The sequence below is a fragment of the Pseudomonas sp. W17 genome (genome assembly GCF_040268305.1).
Taxonomy (GTDB): Bacteria; Pseudomonadota; Gammaproteobacteria; order Pseudomonadales; family Pseudomonadaceae; genus Aquipseudomonas; species Aquipseudomonas protegens.
Genome location: NZ_CP158490.1, coordinates 6,052,810 through 6,067,132 on the forward strand (window position 1 = coordinate 6,052,810; position 14,323 = coordinate 6,067,132).

At 64.7% G+C, this 14,323-nt stretch carries 11 protein-coding genes; 8 read left to right on the forward strand and 3 right to left on the reverse strand.

Features of this window, described 5'->3' with window-relative positions; all coding sequences use genetic code 11:
- Window positions 1-44 precede the first annotated feature (44 nt).
- The 4 genes from ABCR88_RS27810 (at window position 45) to ABCR88_RS27825 (ending at window position 6,661) form a co-directional block, all read left to right on the forward strand.
- Entirely contained in the window at window positions 45-1,748 is a 1,704-nt protein-coding gene (locus ABCR88_RS27810; RefSeq protein ID WP_053160059.1) for an acid phosphatase, read from the forward strand.
- Window positions 1,749-1,940: 192 nt separating this feature from the next.
- Entirely contained in the window at window positions 1,941-3,638 is a 1,698-nt protein-coding gene (locus tag ABCR88_RS27815; RefSeq protein ID WP_350403714.1) for a molecular chaperone HscC, read from the forward strand.
- Between the two features lie 11 nt (window positions 3,639-3,649).
- The gene (locus tag ABCR88_RS27820; RefSeq protein WP_350403715.1) at window positions 3,650-5,371 is read left to right on the forward strand and encodes a J domain-containing protein; all 1,722 of its coding nucleotides are present in this window, start codon (window positions 3,650-3,652) and stop codon (window positions 5,369-5,371) included.
- 117 nt (window positions 5,372-5,488) lie between these two features.
- The gene (locus ABCR88_RS27825; protein ID WP_350403716.1) at window positions 5,489-6,661 is read left to right on the forward strand and encodes a hypothetical protein; all 1,173 of its coding nucleotides are present in this window, start codon (window positions 5,489-5,491) and stop codon (window positions 6,659-6,661) included.
- Window positions 6,662-6,774: 113 nt separating this feature from the next.
- Here the strand turns inward: ABCR88_RS27825 and can are convergent, their stop codons facing one another.
- The gene (gene can, locus ABCR88_RS27830; RefSeq protein WP_011063477.1) at window positions 6,775-7,419 is read right to left on the reverse strand and encodes a carbonate dehydratase; all 645 of its coding nucleotides are present in this window, start codon (window positions 7,417-7,419) and stop codon (window positions 6,775-6,777) included.
- A gap of 155 nt (window positions 7,420-7,574) precedes the next feature.
- Here can and ABCR88_RS27835 point away from each other — a divergent pair, with 155 nt between their 5' ends.
- Window positions 7,575-7,907 carry a hypothetical protein gene (locus tag ABCR88_RS27835; RefSeq protein ID WP_041119901.1) on the forward strand — a complete coding sequence of 111 codons (333 nt, stop codon included), beginning with the start codon at window positions 7,575-7,577 and terminating at the stop codon, window positions 7,905-7,907.
- A gap of 118 nt (window positions 7,908-8,025) precedes the next feature.
- Here the strand turns inward: ABCR88_RS27835 and rimI are convergent, their stop codons facing one another.
- Together rimI and ABCR88_RS27845 are read right to left on the reverse strand one after the other, a co-directional pair.
- Window positions 8,026-8,478 (reverse strand): ribosomal protein S18-alanine N-acetyltransferase, encoded by a 453-nt coding sequence (gene rimI / locus ABCR88_RS27840; RefSeq protein ID WP_011063479.1) that lies wholly within the window; start codon window positions 8,476-8,478, stop codon window positions 8,026-8,028.
- Window positions 8,475-9,275, reverse strand: a complete 801-nt coding sequence (locus ABCR88_RS27845) for a hypothetical protein (protein WP_041119902.1) — start codon at window positions 9,273-9,275, stop codon at window positions 8,475-8,477. The genes rimI and ABCR88_RS27845 overlap by 4 nt, the downstream gene beginning before the upstream one ends.
- Window positions 9,276-9,454: 179 nt before the next feature.
- Between ABCR88_RS27845 and mksB the strand changes: the two genes are divergently transcribed.
- From mksB to mksF, 3 genes are read left to right on the forward strand one after another with little or no spacing between them, the layout of a single operon-like run.
- Window positions 9,455-10,732 (forward strand): Mks condensin complex protein MksB, encoded by a 1,278-nt coding sequence (gene mksB / locus ABCR88_RS27850; protein WP_041120711.1) that lies wholly within the window; start codon window positions 9,455-9,457, stop codon window positions 10,730-10,732.
- Complete coding sequence (mksE, locus tag ABCR88_RS27855; RefSeq protein WP_015637041.1) at window positions 10,722-11,429, forward strand: Mks condensin complex protein MksE; 708 nt, start codon at window positions 10,722-10,724, stop codon at window positions 11,427-11,429. The genes mksB and mksE overlap by 11 nt, the downstream gene beginning before the upstream one ends.
- Complete coding sequence (mksF, locus tag ABCR88_RS27860) at window positions 11,426-14,263, forward strand: Mks condensin complex protein MksF (RefSeq protein ID WP_350403717.1); 2,838 nt, start codon at window positions 11,426-11,428, stop codon at window positions 14,261-14,263. Before mksE ends, mksF begins: the two co-directional genes overlap by 4 nt.
- Window positions 14,264-14,323 lie beyond the last annotated feature (60 nt).

Consider the following 14,323-nt stretch of genomic DNA (forward strand, 5'->3'; position numbering starts at 1 on the left):
AATACTTTGTAACGAATCCTCAGAGAGCCGAGCAAGGAGCCGACATGAGCGACGATACCGACCTGCGCGACACCCCCGAATCCGCCACCGACCAGCCTACCGATACCAGCCGCCGCCGCTTCCTAGGCGGCGTTGCGGTTCTGGGGGTCGGCGCCACCCTGAGCGCCTGCGGCCAGCCCGGCGAGCCAGGAGGCAAACCGCCGGTGGAACGCCCCTTGTCCCCGGCCGAACTGGACAAGGCGCTGCAGGAGCAGGTGAAGAACGTAGTAGTACTGTTCGCCGAGAACCGCAGCTTCAACAACCTGTTCGCCAACTTTCCCGGGGTGGAGAAACCGCTCTCGGCCCTCAAGCCCGAAGACTTCCAGCAGCGCGACCGCGACGGCAACCTGTTGCAGAAACTGCCGCCGATCTGGGGCGGCATTCTCCAGGTGGGCCCGCAGACCCTGGACGGCATCACCTACCCGGTGGAAACCCAGTTCCAGGAAAACCTGCCCAATGCCCCCTTCGCCCTCAAGGGGCCCAGCGGCGAGGACCTGCCCCTGGGCCTGGTGACCCGCGACCTGTGGCACGTGTTCTACCAGAACCAGATGCAGATCAACGGCGGCAAGAACGACAGCTTCGTGGCCTGGGCCGACTCCGGCGCCCTGACCATGGGCCACTACGCCCAGACCCGCTACTCCCTGCGCCTGTGGGACGTGGCTCGGGAGTTCGTGCTCTGCGACAACTTCTTCCAGGGGGCATTCGGTGGCTCGTTCCTCAACCACCAGTACCTGATCAGCGCCAAGGTGCCGTTCTACCCCGATGCTGCCAACTCGGTGGCCAAGTCGCAGATCGCCACCCTGCAGGGCGACGACCCCAAGGGCACCCGCCTCAAGCCCCTGGACAAGTCCCCGGCCAGTGCCATGGACGGCGCCCCGCAGTTCGGTCCCAGCGCCCTGACCCCGGACGGTTACGCGGTCAATACCATGGCCCCGCCCTACTGGCCGACCTGGATCCGCGACCCGGAGCGCCCGGACTACGCCAAGCCGGACCTGCCCAGCGTACTGGTGCCTCAAACCCACGAACACATCGGCGACAAGCTGTCGAAGAAGAACGTCGACTGGGCCTGGTACGGCGGCGCCTGGCAGGCGACCCTGGAGCAGTTCAAGGATTCCGGCGGGATTCCCAAGATCCCCAACTTCCAGTACCACCACCAGCCCTTCAACTACTTCGTGCGCCAGGGCCCGGAAAACCCCGCCGAACGGGCCAAGCGCCTGCGCGACGGCGGCCTGGGCGATGAGTCGAGCACCAACAAGTTCTTCGCCGATGCCGAGGCCGGCAAGCTGCCGGCGGTGACCTTCTACAAGCCCCAGGGCAACCTCAACCTGCACGCCGGCTATGCCGACGTGGCCGCCGGCGACCGGCATATCGACCGGGCATTGAAAGTGCTGCGGGAAAGCCCGCAGTGGAAAAACATGGTGGTGATCGTCACCGTTGACGAAAACGGCGGCTGGTGGGACCACGTGGCACCGCCCCAGGGCGACCGCTGGGGCCCGGGCACGCGGATTCCGGCGCTGGTGGTATCGCCGTTCGCCCGCAAGGGCACGGTGGACCACACGGTCTACGACACCGCCTCGATCCTGCGGCTGATCACCCGAGTGTTCCAGCTGGAAACCCTGGACGGCATCAAGGAACGTGACCAGGCCATGATCGCCCGGGGCCAGAAGCCCATGGGCGACCTGACCAACGCCCTGCACTTCACGGCCTGACCCCGGCCGGGCTCGCAACGGGCCCACCTGCCACCGTAGAACCGAGACCCAAGCCCGGCTTCGGTTCTGCTGCACCGGCACAAATGATAGCCATATAACATCACCCACTTTACCCATCCACCCGGCGGGTAATATCCTGCGCGCCACCTATTTGTTTCATCTGTTTTCCGATTGGAAAGGGAGTTCGTCGTCATGATCGTAGGTATCGACCTGGGGACCACCAACAGCCTGGTCGCGGTCTGGCGCGACACCGCCAGCGAGCTGGTGCCCAATGCCCTGGGCGAACTGCTCACCCCCAGCGTGGTGGGCCTGGACGACGAAGGCCGGATCCTGGTGGGGCAAGCCGCCAGGGAGCGCCTGCACACGCACCCGCAGCTCACCACGGCGCTGTTCAAGCGCTATATGGGCAGCGCCACCGAAGTGCGCCTGGGGGAACGTACCTACCGCCCCGAAGAACTCTCGGCCCTGGTGCTCAAGAGCCTCAAGGAAGACGTTGAGCGGGCCTATGGCGAACCGGTGGAGGAAGCGGTGATCAGCGTGCCAGCCTACTTCAGCGATGCCCAGCGCAAGGCCACGCGGATTGCCGGCGAACTGGCCGGGCTCAAGGTGGAAAAACTGATCAACGAACCCACCGCCGCAGCCCTGGCCTACGGCCTGCACCAGCGTGACCGGGAAACCTCGTTCCTGGTCTTCGACCTCGGTGGCGGCACCTTCGACGTGTCGATCCTGGAGCTGTTCGACGGGGTCATGGAAGTCCGCGCCAGCGCCGGCGACAACTTCCTCGGCGGCGAGGACTTCGACAACCTGCTGCTGGAACACTTCCTCGAACAGCAGGCCCAGGCCGCGGGCTTTCCCGAACGCCAGAGCGTGCTCCAGGCACTGCGCCGGGAAGCCGAGCGCGTGCGCCGCGCCCTCGGCCAGGAGCCCAGTGCCGAATTCAGCCTGCGGGTCGATGGCCAGCAATGGACCCAGACCATCACCCAGGCGCAACTGGCCAGCCTCTATGCGCCGCTGCTGGAACGCCTGCGGGCGCCCATCGAACGCGCCCTGCGCGATGCACGGATCCGCGTCAGCGACCTGGATGAAATCCTCCTGGTGGGCGGCGCCACCCGCATGCCCCTGGTGCGCAAGCTGGCGGCCGGGCTGTTCGGGCGCTTTCCCTCCATCAGCCTCGATCCCGACCAGGTGGTGGCCCAGGGCGCGGCGGTCCAGGCGGCCCTCAAGGCACGCTCGGCGGCCCTGGAAGAAGTGGTGCTGACCGACGTCTGCTCCTACACCCTGGGGATCGAGACCTCCCAGCAATACGGCAACCAGATCGAGAGCGGGCACTACCTGCCGATCATCGAGCGCAACAGCGTGGTGCCGGTAAGCCGGGTCAAGACCGTGCAAACCCTGCATGACAACCAGGAGCAGGTGCTGCTGAAGATCTTCCAGGGCGAAAGCCGCCTGGTACGCGACAACGTCGCCCTGGGCCAGCTGGAAATGCGCGTGCCCAAGCGCCCCGCCGGCGAAGTCTCGCTGGACGTGCGCTTCACCTACGACATCAACGGCCTTCTGGAAGCCCAGGTGAGCATCCCGCTGACCGGGGAAAGCCATTCCCTGGTGATCGAAAACAACCCCGGCGTGCTGACTCCGGAAGAAATCCAGGAGCGCCTCAAGGCCCTGGCGCAATTGAAGATTCACCCCCGCGACCAGCAGGTCAACACGCTGCTCAGCGCCCGACTGGAACGCCTGTATCAGGAAAGCCTGGGGGAGTTGCGCGAACAGATCGGCTATTGGGCCGGGCAATTCCAGCAAGTGCTGGAAACCCAGGACGAGCGCAAGATCCGCGAAGTGCGTAGCCAGCTCAGTGAACAACTGCAACACCTGGAAAACGGCCACTGGCACTGAGGAGCGGCAACATGGATTGCTGGTCCCTGCTGGAGTTGCCCGAGGACGCCGACGAACGCAGCATCAAGCGCAGCTATGCCCGGCAGTTGAAGATCACCCGTCCGGACGAGGATGCCGAAGGCTTCCAGCGCCTGCGTGAAGCCTATGAGCAGGCGCTGCAACTGGCCCGCTGGCGGGAAGAGATCGCGGATGAAGTCGTGGTGATCCAGGCCGTCTCCACGAAGGCACCGCCCCCGGACAACCTGCAGGCCTGGTCGGGCCTGATAGAGATGGACGCGGCCGCCCCGCGGCCAACGCCGAGGGGCCCTTCCCAGGCCCAGCAATGGGCCAGCCTGCTTGAAGACGTCCCGCTGTCCGTCGAACCGCTGGCGGACTGGGTCCCGCCTACCCCGCAGGATCCCGCCCCCCTACCCGCTCCAGCCACTAGCGCATTGCCGCTGCTCAAGGGGCTGGGCGTCGAGAACCTGCCAGAGCGCTGGCAACAGGCTCGGCAGCAGGGCTGCGAGGACGATTTCCTGCAGCGCCTGCTGGTGGCGTGCTGCGCCCACCCCGAGCAATATGCCGCGATCATCGGCTGGGCCGCCGAGCATCTGGACTGGCTGACACCCTGGCAACAACCGCCCATGGAGGCCTGGCAAGAGGCATTCCTGGTCAAGACGCTGTTGCAGGAATACCGCCGGACGCTGGAAGCGTTGCTGCAAGCCGGCCAGGAGCGGGCCTTCCTCCAACGCCTGACGAACTACTGCGCACAACCCTGGCTGCGGATCTTCGATCATCGCCAGAACTGGCAGCATGAAATGCTGCAGTTGCTGCAGCAGCAAGCCTGGCAGGTGCCCTTGTTCGATCGGGTATGCCAGTTGTTCGGCTGGGACGAAAGCCGTGGCAACACCCCTGAACCGGCGTGGCTCTGGCAGTCGCTGATCGAGCGCTGCCAGCAGGAGGCCTTCTATCAGAAGCTACTGGCCAACGCCGGGGAGCCCGGCGAAGCGACGCCGGACGTTGCCGCGGCTCGCCTGCTGCTGAACCCCATGCCTCGACGTCGTCAGGTCGCCCTGACCCGGCACTTCGAAGACGAACATTGGCAGGCCTGCATGGAGCTGTCGCAGACCCTGGCCTCACGTTTCCCGGCGCTGCTGGAGCGGCTGCCTCGCAGCGATGTGTTTTTCTGGCAGAACCTGATGCCGCGTCCGCAGGGCGTGGACAGCTGGATCAGGTCAGGGGTCGCCATGGGGCTGGCCCTGAGCCTGTACTTCATGAACAAGCCCCAACACAGCAAAGAACTTGCAGTGATGATGGGGCTGTTCTGTGGGGGTGTCCTGGCGATTTTCGGGCTGATCCTGCTCAACACCTGGGCCCCTGCGATCGCCCGCCTGCTGGCCATCGACCTCTGGTTGAGCGAGCGCCTGGTGCCCAAGCGCCTGAATCCGCACCAGCACTGGCTGGTGCTGCGCCACGGGGTGCCGCAAGCGGTCATGCTGGGCCTGTTCGGCTATTGGCTGGGGGCCCTGGGGATACTGGCCTACCTGGGCTTTGTGCTGATCGGCCTGCTGCATTCGCGGCGCATCGGCCAGCCGGACCCGGATTTCTGTGCCCGCAGCCCCTGGCTGGGCGCCTTGCACTGGAATCACTTCAGCCCCTGGCAGCCGATCTATCTGGTGGTCATGATCGTGGTCATCCGGGTCTGTCAGCTCCATGCCCCGGGGTTTCCCTGGACGCGCCTCATGCCTGGTTGAACCCTGCGCGGCCGGGGCAATGGATATTTTTTCACTCCCGGCTGTTTCTCCGCTCGGTGCTGTTTCAGTATGTCCTGCCCCCCCTTCGAAGGGGTTCACGCTGAAAAGGATCTGAGCATGTTCAAATTCGCAGGAATGACCCTGGCGCTGACCGCTGCTGCCCTGAGCGCGACGGCACAGGCCGATGTCGAGGTCGACCTGGGCAGCCCCCAGCGCGTCACCCAACTCTTCGCCTACCCCAACAACTGCAACGTGATCTGCTATCGCAACTGGACCCTGGAGGAGACGGTGGCTCACTACCTGACCCAGAGCGTGCAGCGTGACGGCTACAGCGCTGCAAAAGTCAGTGTCAAGACCACCGGCGACAAGGTCCTGGCCTCCATCAGCGGTGTGCCGGACGGCTACGACAAGCCCCTGAGTGCCCTGCTGGATGCCGGCGACCTGGCCTACAAGGGCGCCAGCCAGCTCAATGCCGATGGCAAATGGGCCTACAGCTGGTACCTGTTCCTGCCCCTGGGCATGGCCCTGGAAAACCGCAAGAGCGTCGAGCTGCTGCACTTCCCGCCGGACTATTCATTGACCCAGGCCCAGGACTATCTGGAGTCGGCCACCACCGACCGCTGGGCAACCCTGTTGACGGCCAACGGCATCGCCGCCGAGCAGACCCCGGCCTACCAGACCATCGTCGACATCGCGCCGATTGCCGCGCCATCGAGTGCCGGCAAGGACCTGGAAGGGGTCTACAGCTACTTCAACAGCTACCAGACCAGCATGGTCAAGCAGGTCAGCCAGAGCACCAGCGGCGCGGCCCTGCCGATGGTGGCCTTCGGCGCACCGGTGCGCAATTGGCTCAAGCAGCAATACGGGGTGACGGTGAATGTGCTGGGCCTGGCGCAGATCAGCCCCAGCGAGGGGGTCAAGGTGCCAGTGCTGGGCTCCAACCACCCGAGCTATATCTGGTACGCGGCAGACCCGGCGAACTACGATGATGACCAGGCCAAGGCCGATGCCGCGGGGTTGAAAGTGATGGGCCAGGACCTGAGCGCGGCCTGCTGGCAGGCCGGCATGGGCAGCAAGCCGGGGACGGACCCGAGCACCCTGCTCGGCAGTTGCACCCAGACCTGGCAAGTGACGCAGAAAGTGCAGACCTGCGAGCTGTTCTACACCTCGGTGCGCAAGCTGAGCGAGCAGGAAGCCGCGGCCAAATGCACCAGTGCACCGGTCAAGACCCAGCTCAACCAGCTCAAGGCCCCGGCACCGGCGCCAAGCACCGAGGTACCGCACCTCTGATCCGGCCGCTCAACCTGTAGCCGCTGCCACAGGCTGCGATCGACCCGCAGGGTCGCGGTGCTCTGACAGAGCCCGCAAACCTGCGCCCTATCGCCGCCTGCGGCCAGCGACGATCAGACCGCGCCCACCGGACGCAGCCGATACTGCGGCGGCAACTGCTCGAAGCCGCTGATGGTGGCGTTCAGGCTCTTCCAGCGACCGTCCTTGATGCCGTAGATGCAACCGTGGATCGACAGGCTCTGCCCGCGATGCCAGGCGTTCTGCACGATGCTGGTATGGCCGACGTTGGCCACCTGCTGGATCACGTTCAGTTCGCACAGGCGGTCGACCCGCTCTTCTTCCGTGGGCAACTGCCCCAGCGCTTCACGGTGCTCGTAGTACAGGTCGCGGATCGAACGCAGCCAGCCGTCGATCAGGCCCAACTGGCGATCCTGCATAGAGGCGCGCACGCCGCCACAGCCGTAGTGGCCGGTAACCAGGATGTGCTTGACCTTGAGTACATCCACCGCGTACTGGATCACCGACAGGCAATTGAGGTCGGTGTGCAGTACCACGTTGGCCACGTTGCGGTGCACGAACAGATCGCCCGGCAGCATGCCGACGATCTCGTTGGCCGGCACCCGCGCGTCCGAACAGCCGATCCACAGGTATTCCGGGGTCTGCTGGCGAGCCAGTTTGGAGAAGAAGTCCGGATCTTCCTGCTTGATCGCTTCGGCCCAACGCTCGTTGTTATCAATCAGATCTTGTAGTTCGTTCATGCTGTGAAGCCTCAAGAATGATGCGCTGCTTTGACAGACGGCCGCCCGTCGAGGTCACGCCTATTGCTAGAGATACCGGCCATCCCTTGCGGGGGAATCTTCAGGGGCGTGCAAGGGTCCACCCTTTATCCAGTCCCGAAGTATGAGTAATCGCCATGAACGAATCACGACGCCCCTACAACGCCCCGCAGCCCGAACCCATCGACGACGATCAGGACCGCATGGGCTCCATGGAGGAGCTGCATTTCGATGACGACGAACCCGCCGCCCGCGCCAGCAACCGCGTCACGGACGACGGTGCAACCGATGATGACCTGAGCCCGGAAACCCTGATCCGCGAAGACGGCGCCCGCTCCGCCCATGAGGCCGGTGCCGACAAACCGGCCGACTGGGACCTGAGTATTGTCGAAGAAGAGAACATTGGTGGCGGCAATGGCCTGGATGAAGCCGAACTGGCCCGCCGCGACCCGCTGGACGGCAAGCCCTGAGCCCTGCAACGCATTCAATGACGCGCTCTCGCGTAGGAGCCGGCTTGCCGGCGAAGAGGCCCTCAAGCCGTGCATCGCCCCGAGTGGCGCCTACATTGGCCAGCGCGTGGTTAAAGGCTCAGTCGACCAGAGTGCAGGCCATGACCAGGGCGTCTTCGCGACCGCCTACTGCCGGGTAGTAGTCGCGGCGGCGCCCCACTTCATTGAAGCCATAACGCTCGTATAACCGATAGGCGGTCTGGTTGCTGGAGCGCACTTCCAGGAAACACTCCCGGGCGTCCTTCTGGTAGGCGCGCTTCATCAGCTCTTCCAGCAACCGCAGGCCCAGGCCACGGCCCTGGCTTTCCGGCTTGACGGTGATGTTCAGCAGATGTGCTTCGTCGATGATCACCTGGATCACCCCGTGGCCCACTTGCTGGCTGCCTTCGAACATCAGCCAGACCTCGTAGGACTTGAAGGCATCCATGAAAATGCCCCGGGTCCAGGGGTGGCTGAACGCCGCATATTCGATTTTCAGGATGCTATCCAGGTCCGCTTCGGTGGCCAGGCGGAAGGTCAACGCGTCACTCATTGGTCATTTTGCTCATCAGTGCTTTTCCAGCGCGTCATCAAGCGACGCATGGCTTGCCAGACATCAGCCTTACGCTGTGGCTCTTCCATCAATAGTTCCAGGCCAGGCAGGGCCCAGGCCGAACCCAGGCCTTCGACCTGGAGTTCGCGGTTGTAGGATTCGGCATTCGCCTCGCCGGCAAATCGCACCGCCGGCAGGCCGATCAGCCACAGGCAGACACAGGGTTCCTGCTCGATCCGCACGCCGACAAAGGCCTGGACGAAATCCCGCGCAGCCTCGGGGCCCTGGTCCAGGTTCCCCCGGGTCAGCATCGGCCAGCGCACCGGCTCGGCGAGGATCTGCGGGCTGTCCGGCAGGCCGGCGGCGCGCAGCATGTCCTTGAGCAACAGGTAGGCCGGGTCGCGGCTCTGGAAGGCTTCGCCTGTGGGTAACTCCACCAGCAGCAGGCAACGGCCGGCCCGCAGCAACTGCAGGGCAAAACGCGGCGGCGGTACCACCGGGGCCTTGACCACCGGGGCCGGGGCCTCTTCGCCCTCGGTCGGCGCCTTGCTGGCTGGGCGCGCAGGGGCGGTGGAGGGGCGCGGCACCTCGATCTTCGGCCGTTCGACGTTCCTTGCCACCGGCGCCGCGGGGGCCTTGGCCTCGACCACAGGGGCAGGCTGCGCCTCCACCTCCGGTTCCGGCAGGGCCAGCAACTCGGGGCGCGAAGGGGCGGCAAAGGGCAATTCGCTGCGCGGCAGCCAACTGACCACCTGCATGGCGGACAGATAAGCGCGACGACGGGACTCGATAAGCAAAGGTCGGCCACTTGTGGATAACTGAGGAGGGGGATTCTACCGTCCTTCGCCGAAGATCGCCCGCAGTTGATTGCGCACAAAAGCGACTGTCCGTCTCATACCTGGACCTGGGGGTGAATCGTCAGCCCCCTGATGCAGTACAATCGCCGCTTTTCATTGCCAACCAGCCGGCCATTCCGATGATCGAACCCAAGCGCGTCTTGCGCGCCCTCGCCGAACACTGGGCACTTCTGGAGCCGCTGTGCGAGCACTTCGACCAAGGCACCCTGAGTCTTGCCGAACTGCGTTCACAGCTGTCTGCCCAACAACTGGACAGCACGCCCCAGGACATCACCCACCTGCTGGACGTATGGATACGCCTGGACATCCTGGTCCCGGTGGCGAAAAGCCCGAACCGTTTCGAGCTCAATGCGCAGATCCACGACTTCCTCGCCTACCTGCGCCGTGAGCACCGCCTGGGCCTGTGCCTGGAAATCGAAGCCTACCTGCGCCACCTCGAGCGCCTGGCCGGTTACATCCAGGACGCCTTCGACGTGCGCGACGGCAACGACCTGGCGCGTCAGCTGCGGCTGCTGGACATGCGCGTGCGCGATGTCCTGAAGAAGCTCGCCAATGACGAACAGGCCCTGGTGGCCGTGGCCGAGCGGGCCAAGACCAGCGACCGGCAGATCCCCTTGCGCCAGCGCTATGCCGAGGTGCTGGCCACCTGGGACGAATACGTCGAACCGATGATCCAGCTGGTGAACGCCGACGGCGCCTTCGAACAGGGCGTGCGCAAGGTGGAGAACGTCCTGCTGCGCATGCTCACCGAACAGCAGCGCCTGGGCCACCTGGTGGACGACGACATGTTGCTGCGCACCCACGCGCGGATCCTGGAAATGCAGACCAGCGCCCAGCTGACCCTGCGCCATGCCCGGGAACTGCTGCTGCCGCTGCGTGAGGAGGCGCGCCGTCATAACGCCGTGACCCGCGGCGCGGCCCTGGCCCTGTCGGCCATCCGCCGCAAGGGCATCGACGCCGTGCCCCAGGCCGCCATGCCGATGTTCACCCGTCCGCAAAGCACCTTCCTCGGCAGCTCCGGCCAGGTGGAAGCCTATGTCTACGCCCTGGCCCGCTTCGAACCCAAGCCCGCGCGCTTCCCCAAGGCCCACAAGACCCACAAGGGCGTGGCCCCCAAGGCACCGCGCACGGTCCGGGAAATGCTCGAGCGCTGCGAAGACGCCCTGCCGATGCCGGACCTGATGAGCTGGCTGCTGGACCAGGAGCCCGATGGCGCCACCGACGAACTGCTGTACTGGTTCTCGCGCCTGTCACGGGAAAAACGCTTCAAGCGCGAGCGCCTCGAACGCCGCGACTACCACACCCAGGAGCACCAGGTCAGCCTGCGCTCCTTCGCCCTGCTCTCGGCCCGCGATGACGCCGCCGAGCATTCTGCGAGCAACGCCAATGCATCTTGATCTTTCCGAACTGTCCCAGCTGGCGCCGATCTTTCGCGAGCTGTTCAAGGGTTATCACGTCAGCCGCCGCGACCCGGAGCTGTACGCCCAACTGTCGAACTTCCAGGACCAGTACCGCACCCTGTTCAAGGCCCTGGGCTTCGAGCTGGTGTGCGATACCCGCGGCTTCTACTACTTTGTCCCCGACAACGCCGCCGCCCAGGTGAACAAGACCGCCCAGCGCCTGGCGCTGTTCACCTTCATCCTGGTGGAGCACCTGGCCGACCAGGGTCGCGACCCGATCGCCGTGCTCGATGGTGGCAGCCTGGGCCGTGACGAACTGCCCTCGCTGCTGGAAAAGTACCGCGACCTGTTTATCCAGGCCGAAGTACAGACCCAGGAAGAGCTGGAAGAGAAAATCATGCGCCGCATGACCCAGCTGGGTTTTGCCGCCGAGGAGCCGGGGATCTACCGCTTCCTGCCACCGATGCACCGCTTCCTCGATGTCTGCCTGTCGGTGCAGCAGGACCGTGACCTGGCCGCCAGCCTGCACAGCGTGCTGCCGTTGCCGACCCCGGTGCTGGTGGACAACGACAGCGACGAGAAACTGCTGCAGACCGATGACCCGCTGGACCTGAGCGAATTCGACGAGTCCGAAGAAAGTGAAGAAGACGCGCTGGCCCGGGCCATCGCCGAAGAACAGGAGCTCGACGCATGAGCAAGGAACGCTACGGCATCCGCCGCTTTGCCCTACTGAACACCGCCGGCTACAGCCTTGGCCTGTTCCCCCTGGAAGAGCCGCTGTCGGTCTACGGGGCCAACAACCTGGGCAAGTCGGCGTCGATCAACGCCCTGCAATTCCCGATTCTGGCGCGCATGTCGGACATGAGCTTCGGCAAGTACAGCCTGGAGCAATCCCGGCGCTTCTACTTCGCCTCGGACACCAGTTACATCCTGGTGGAAGTCTCGCTGCCCCACGGCCCTCATGTGATTGGCGTGGTCGGTCGCGGCCCCGGCGGCGGTTTCGGCCACCAGTTCTTCGCCTACGCCGGACAGCTGGACCTGGCGCATTACCAGAAGGACGACACCTGCCTGCGGCAGAAAGAGCTGTTCACCAACCTGGAGCGCCAGGGCCTGAAGGCCTATGAACTCAAGCCGGATGAACTGCGCCGTCTACTGGTGGGCGGCCATACGTCGATCCCCCTGGACCTGACCCTGATCCCGCTGCGCTCCACCAGTGAACAGAGCCTGAAGACCTTCCGTGCGCTGTTCATCAACCTGCTGCACATGCGCGAGATCACCGCGGCCAAGCTCAAGCAGCTGTTCCTCGATGCCTTCGAGCACAGCTTGCGCTCCGGTAGCGTCGACTACATCGCCGCCTGCGACGAAGCCTTCCGCGATGTGCGACGCATGGAGCAAGACTACAACTCCCTAGTGGCCGCGGGCCCTCTGGTAGAAGCCCTGGCCAACGGCGTGAAGCAGCGGGACATTCTGCGGGGCAAACTGCATCGCCTGTCGCCACTGCTGGATTCGCTGCTGGGCACTTGGTCGGACTACGCCGGCGCCCGCAAGGAAGAGCTGACCATCCAGGCCGAGCACTACCGCAACGAGCAGGACGCGCTGCAAAACGACCAACGCAGCAGCACCCAGGAAATGATGCGCCTGGAACGGGAAATCACCGGCACCCAGCGCTGGCTCGGCGAGCTGTCGGTGCTCAAGCACCGCTTCGCCCTGGTGGATGACGTCAAGGTCCTGGAACAGCAACTGCTGGCGGCCAAGGATGCCCACGATGAACTGGCCGGCGCCCTGGCCCAGTCCCGGCAGTTCTCCGCCGAAGACCTGGAAGAGCGCCTACGGGACCTGGAAAAACGCCTGAAGTCGGTCAAGCAACAGCTCGATCACGCCGACAACAACAGCTACGCCCGTCTGCGCGAGGAGTTCTCCCAACAGGACGTGGAACGCCTGATGCGTCTGTTCAACAGCGCGCTGTTCAGCCTGCCCCTGGGCGAGCACGGCATTGTCCTGGACGACAACGGCGAGTGGGTGAAGTCCGTGGAACTGATCCTCGATGGCTTCAAGGGCGAGCGTTTCGAAGTGCCGGGGCTGTCCATCGACATCTCCCACATCGAGCCGCCAGCCTTGCAGGCCCTGGCTGACCGTGCCGCCCTGCGGGATCAGAAGGAGCGCCTGGAAAAAGAACTCAAGCAGCTCAAGACCCAGGCTGCCGTGGCTGCCGACCGCGCCGCGAGCAAGACCCAGACCGAAGCCCTGTACCAGCAGGTACTGGATGCGCAGAAGGCCCTGGAAGACTTCCGCCGTGCCCAGACCCTGAGCGCCGAGGAAGGCGAGAAGCTGGAGCATCTGGCACAGATGGAAGCCGCTCAGGACGAACTCAAGCGCTCCAGTGACGCCTTCACCGAACGCGTCCAGCAACTGTCGGCCAAGCTGCAACTGGTGGGCCGGCAGATTGCCGACATGGAAGCCAAGCAGCGCACCCTCGACGACGCCCTGCGCCGCCGTCAGTTGCTGCCGGCGGACCTGCCGTTCGGCACGCCGTTCATGGACCCGGTGGACGACTCCATGGACAACCTGCTGCCACTGCTCAACGACTACCAGGACAGCTGGCAGGGTCTGCAACGGGTCGACGGACAGATCGAGGCGCTGTATGCCCAGGTGCGCCTCAAGGGCGTGGCCAAGTTCGACAGCGAGGATGACGTTGAACGCCGACTGCAGTTGCTGATCAACGCCTATGCGCACCGCACCGACGAAGCCCTGACCCTGGGCAAGGCACGCCGCGCGGCGGTGACTGATATCGCCCGGACCCTGCGCAATATCCGCAGCGACTACGACAGCCTGGAACACCAGCTGGCGCTGTTCAACCGCGAGATCAACAAGCGCCAGGTGTCCAACCTGCAGAGCTTCCGCATCGTCCTGGCGCCGAACAAGGAAGCCCTCAAGCACATCGATCAGATCATCCACAGCGCCGGGCAGTACGAAGAAGGCGAGACCCTGTCGGTGTTCGACCTGAGTCAGAGCGCCGAGCAGGACAACAAGAACGAAGAGGCCAAGGAGTACCTGGCGCGGTTGGTAGCAGCCAACCACAACCAGCTGGGCCTCAAGGACCTGTTCGAACTGGCGTTCGAGATCACCAAGGTCAACGGCCAGCCGGTCATCCACACCGACATCGATGGCGCGGCGTCCAACGGCACCACCATGACCATCAAGGCGCTGACCAACATGTACCTGTTGCTGCACTTGATGGACCGCGACCAGGCCGGGCGCATCCGCCTGCCTTACTACCTCGACGAGGCGGCGGACATCGACGAGCGCAACCAGGCGGCGCTGCTGGAAACCAGCCTGCAACTGGGCTTCGTGCCAATCCTGGCCAGTGTGAAGCCCCAGGTTTCGGCCCAGGTGGCCATCGACCTGGAAGGTGGCAGCGGACCGAACGGCATCTACATCGACGAGGCCGACTGGAAGTTCATCCGTCGTCACGATCAGGTCAAGGCCGTGCTGAACGCAGAGCCGGAAGCGGAGCTGGACGAAGTCTGATTTCGTAACGCTGCAACGAAAAAGGCCGCGCTCTTCCGAGCGCGGCCTTTTTTATGGGAA

Bases quoted from the DNA above. Each gene is read 5' to 3' on its own strand.
- ABCR88_RS27810 (WP_053160059.1), top strand. From the start codon at position 45: ATGAGCGACGATACCGACCTGCGCGACACCCCCGAATCCGCCACCGAC.
- ABCR88_RS27815 (WP_350403714.1), top strand. From the start codon at position 1,941: ATGATCGTAGGTATCGACCTGGGGACCACCAACAGCCTGGTCGCGGTC.
- ABCR88_RS27820 (WP_350403715.1), top strand. From the start codon at position 3,650: ATGGATTGCTGGTCCCTGCTGGAGTTGCCCGAGGACGCCGACGAACGC.
- ABCR88_RS27825 (WP_350403716.1), top strand. From the start codon at position 5,489: ATGTTCAAATTCGCAGGAATGACCCTGGCGCTGACCGCTGCTGCCCTG.
- can (WP_011063477.1), bottom strand. From the start codon at position 7,419: ATGAACGAACTACAAGATCTGATTGATAACAACGAGCGTTGGGCCGAA.
- ABCR88_RS27835 (WP_041119901.1), top strand. From the start codon at position 7,575: ATGAACGAATCACGACGCCCCTACAACGCCCCGCAGCCCGAACCCATC.
- rimI (WP_011063479.1), bottom strand. From the start codon at position 8,478: ATGAGTGACGCGTTGACCTTCCGCCTGGCCACCGAAGCGGACCTGGAT.
- mksB (WP_041120711.1), top strand. From the start codon at position 9,455: ATGATCGAACCCAAGCGCGTCTTGCGCGCCCTCGCCGAACACTGGGCA.
- mksE (WP_015637041.1), top strand. From the start codon at position 10,722: ATGCATCTTGATCTTTCCGAACTGTCCCAGCTGGCGCCGATCTTTCGC.
- mksF (WP_350403717.1), top strand. From the start codon at position 11,426: ATGAGCAAGGAACGCTACGGCATCCGCCGCTTTGCCCTACTGAACACC.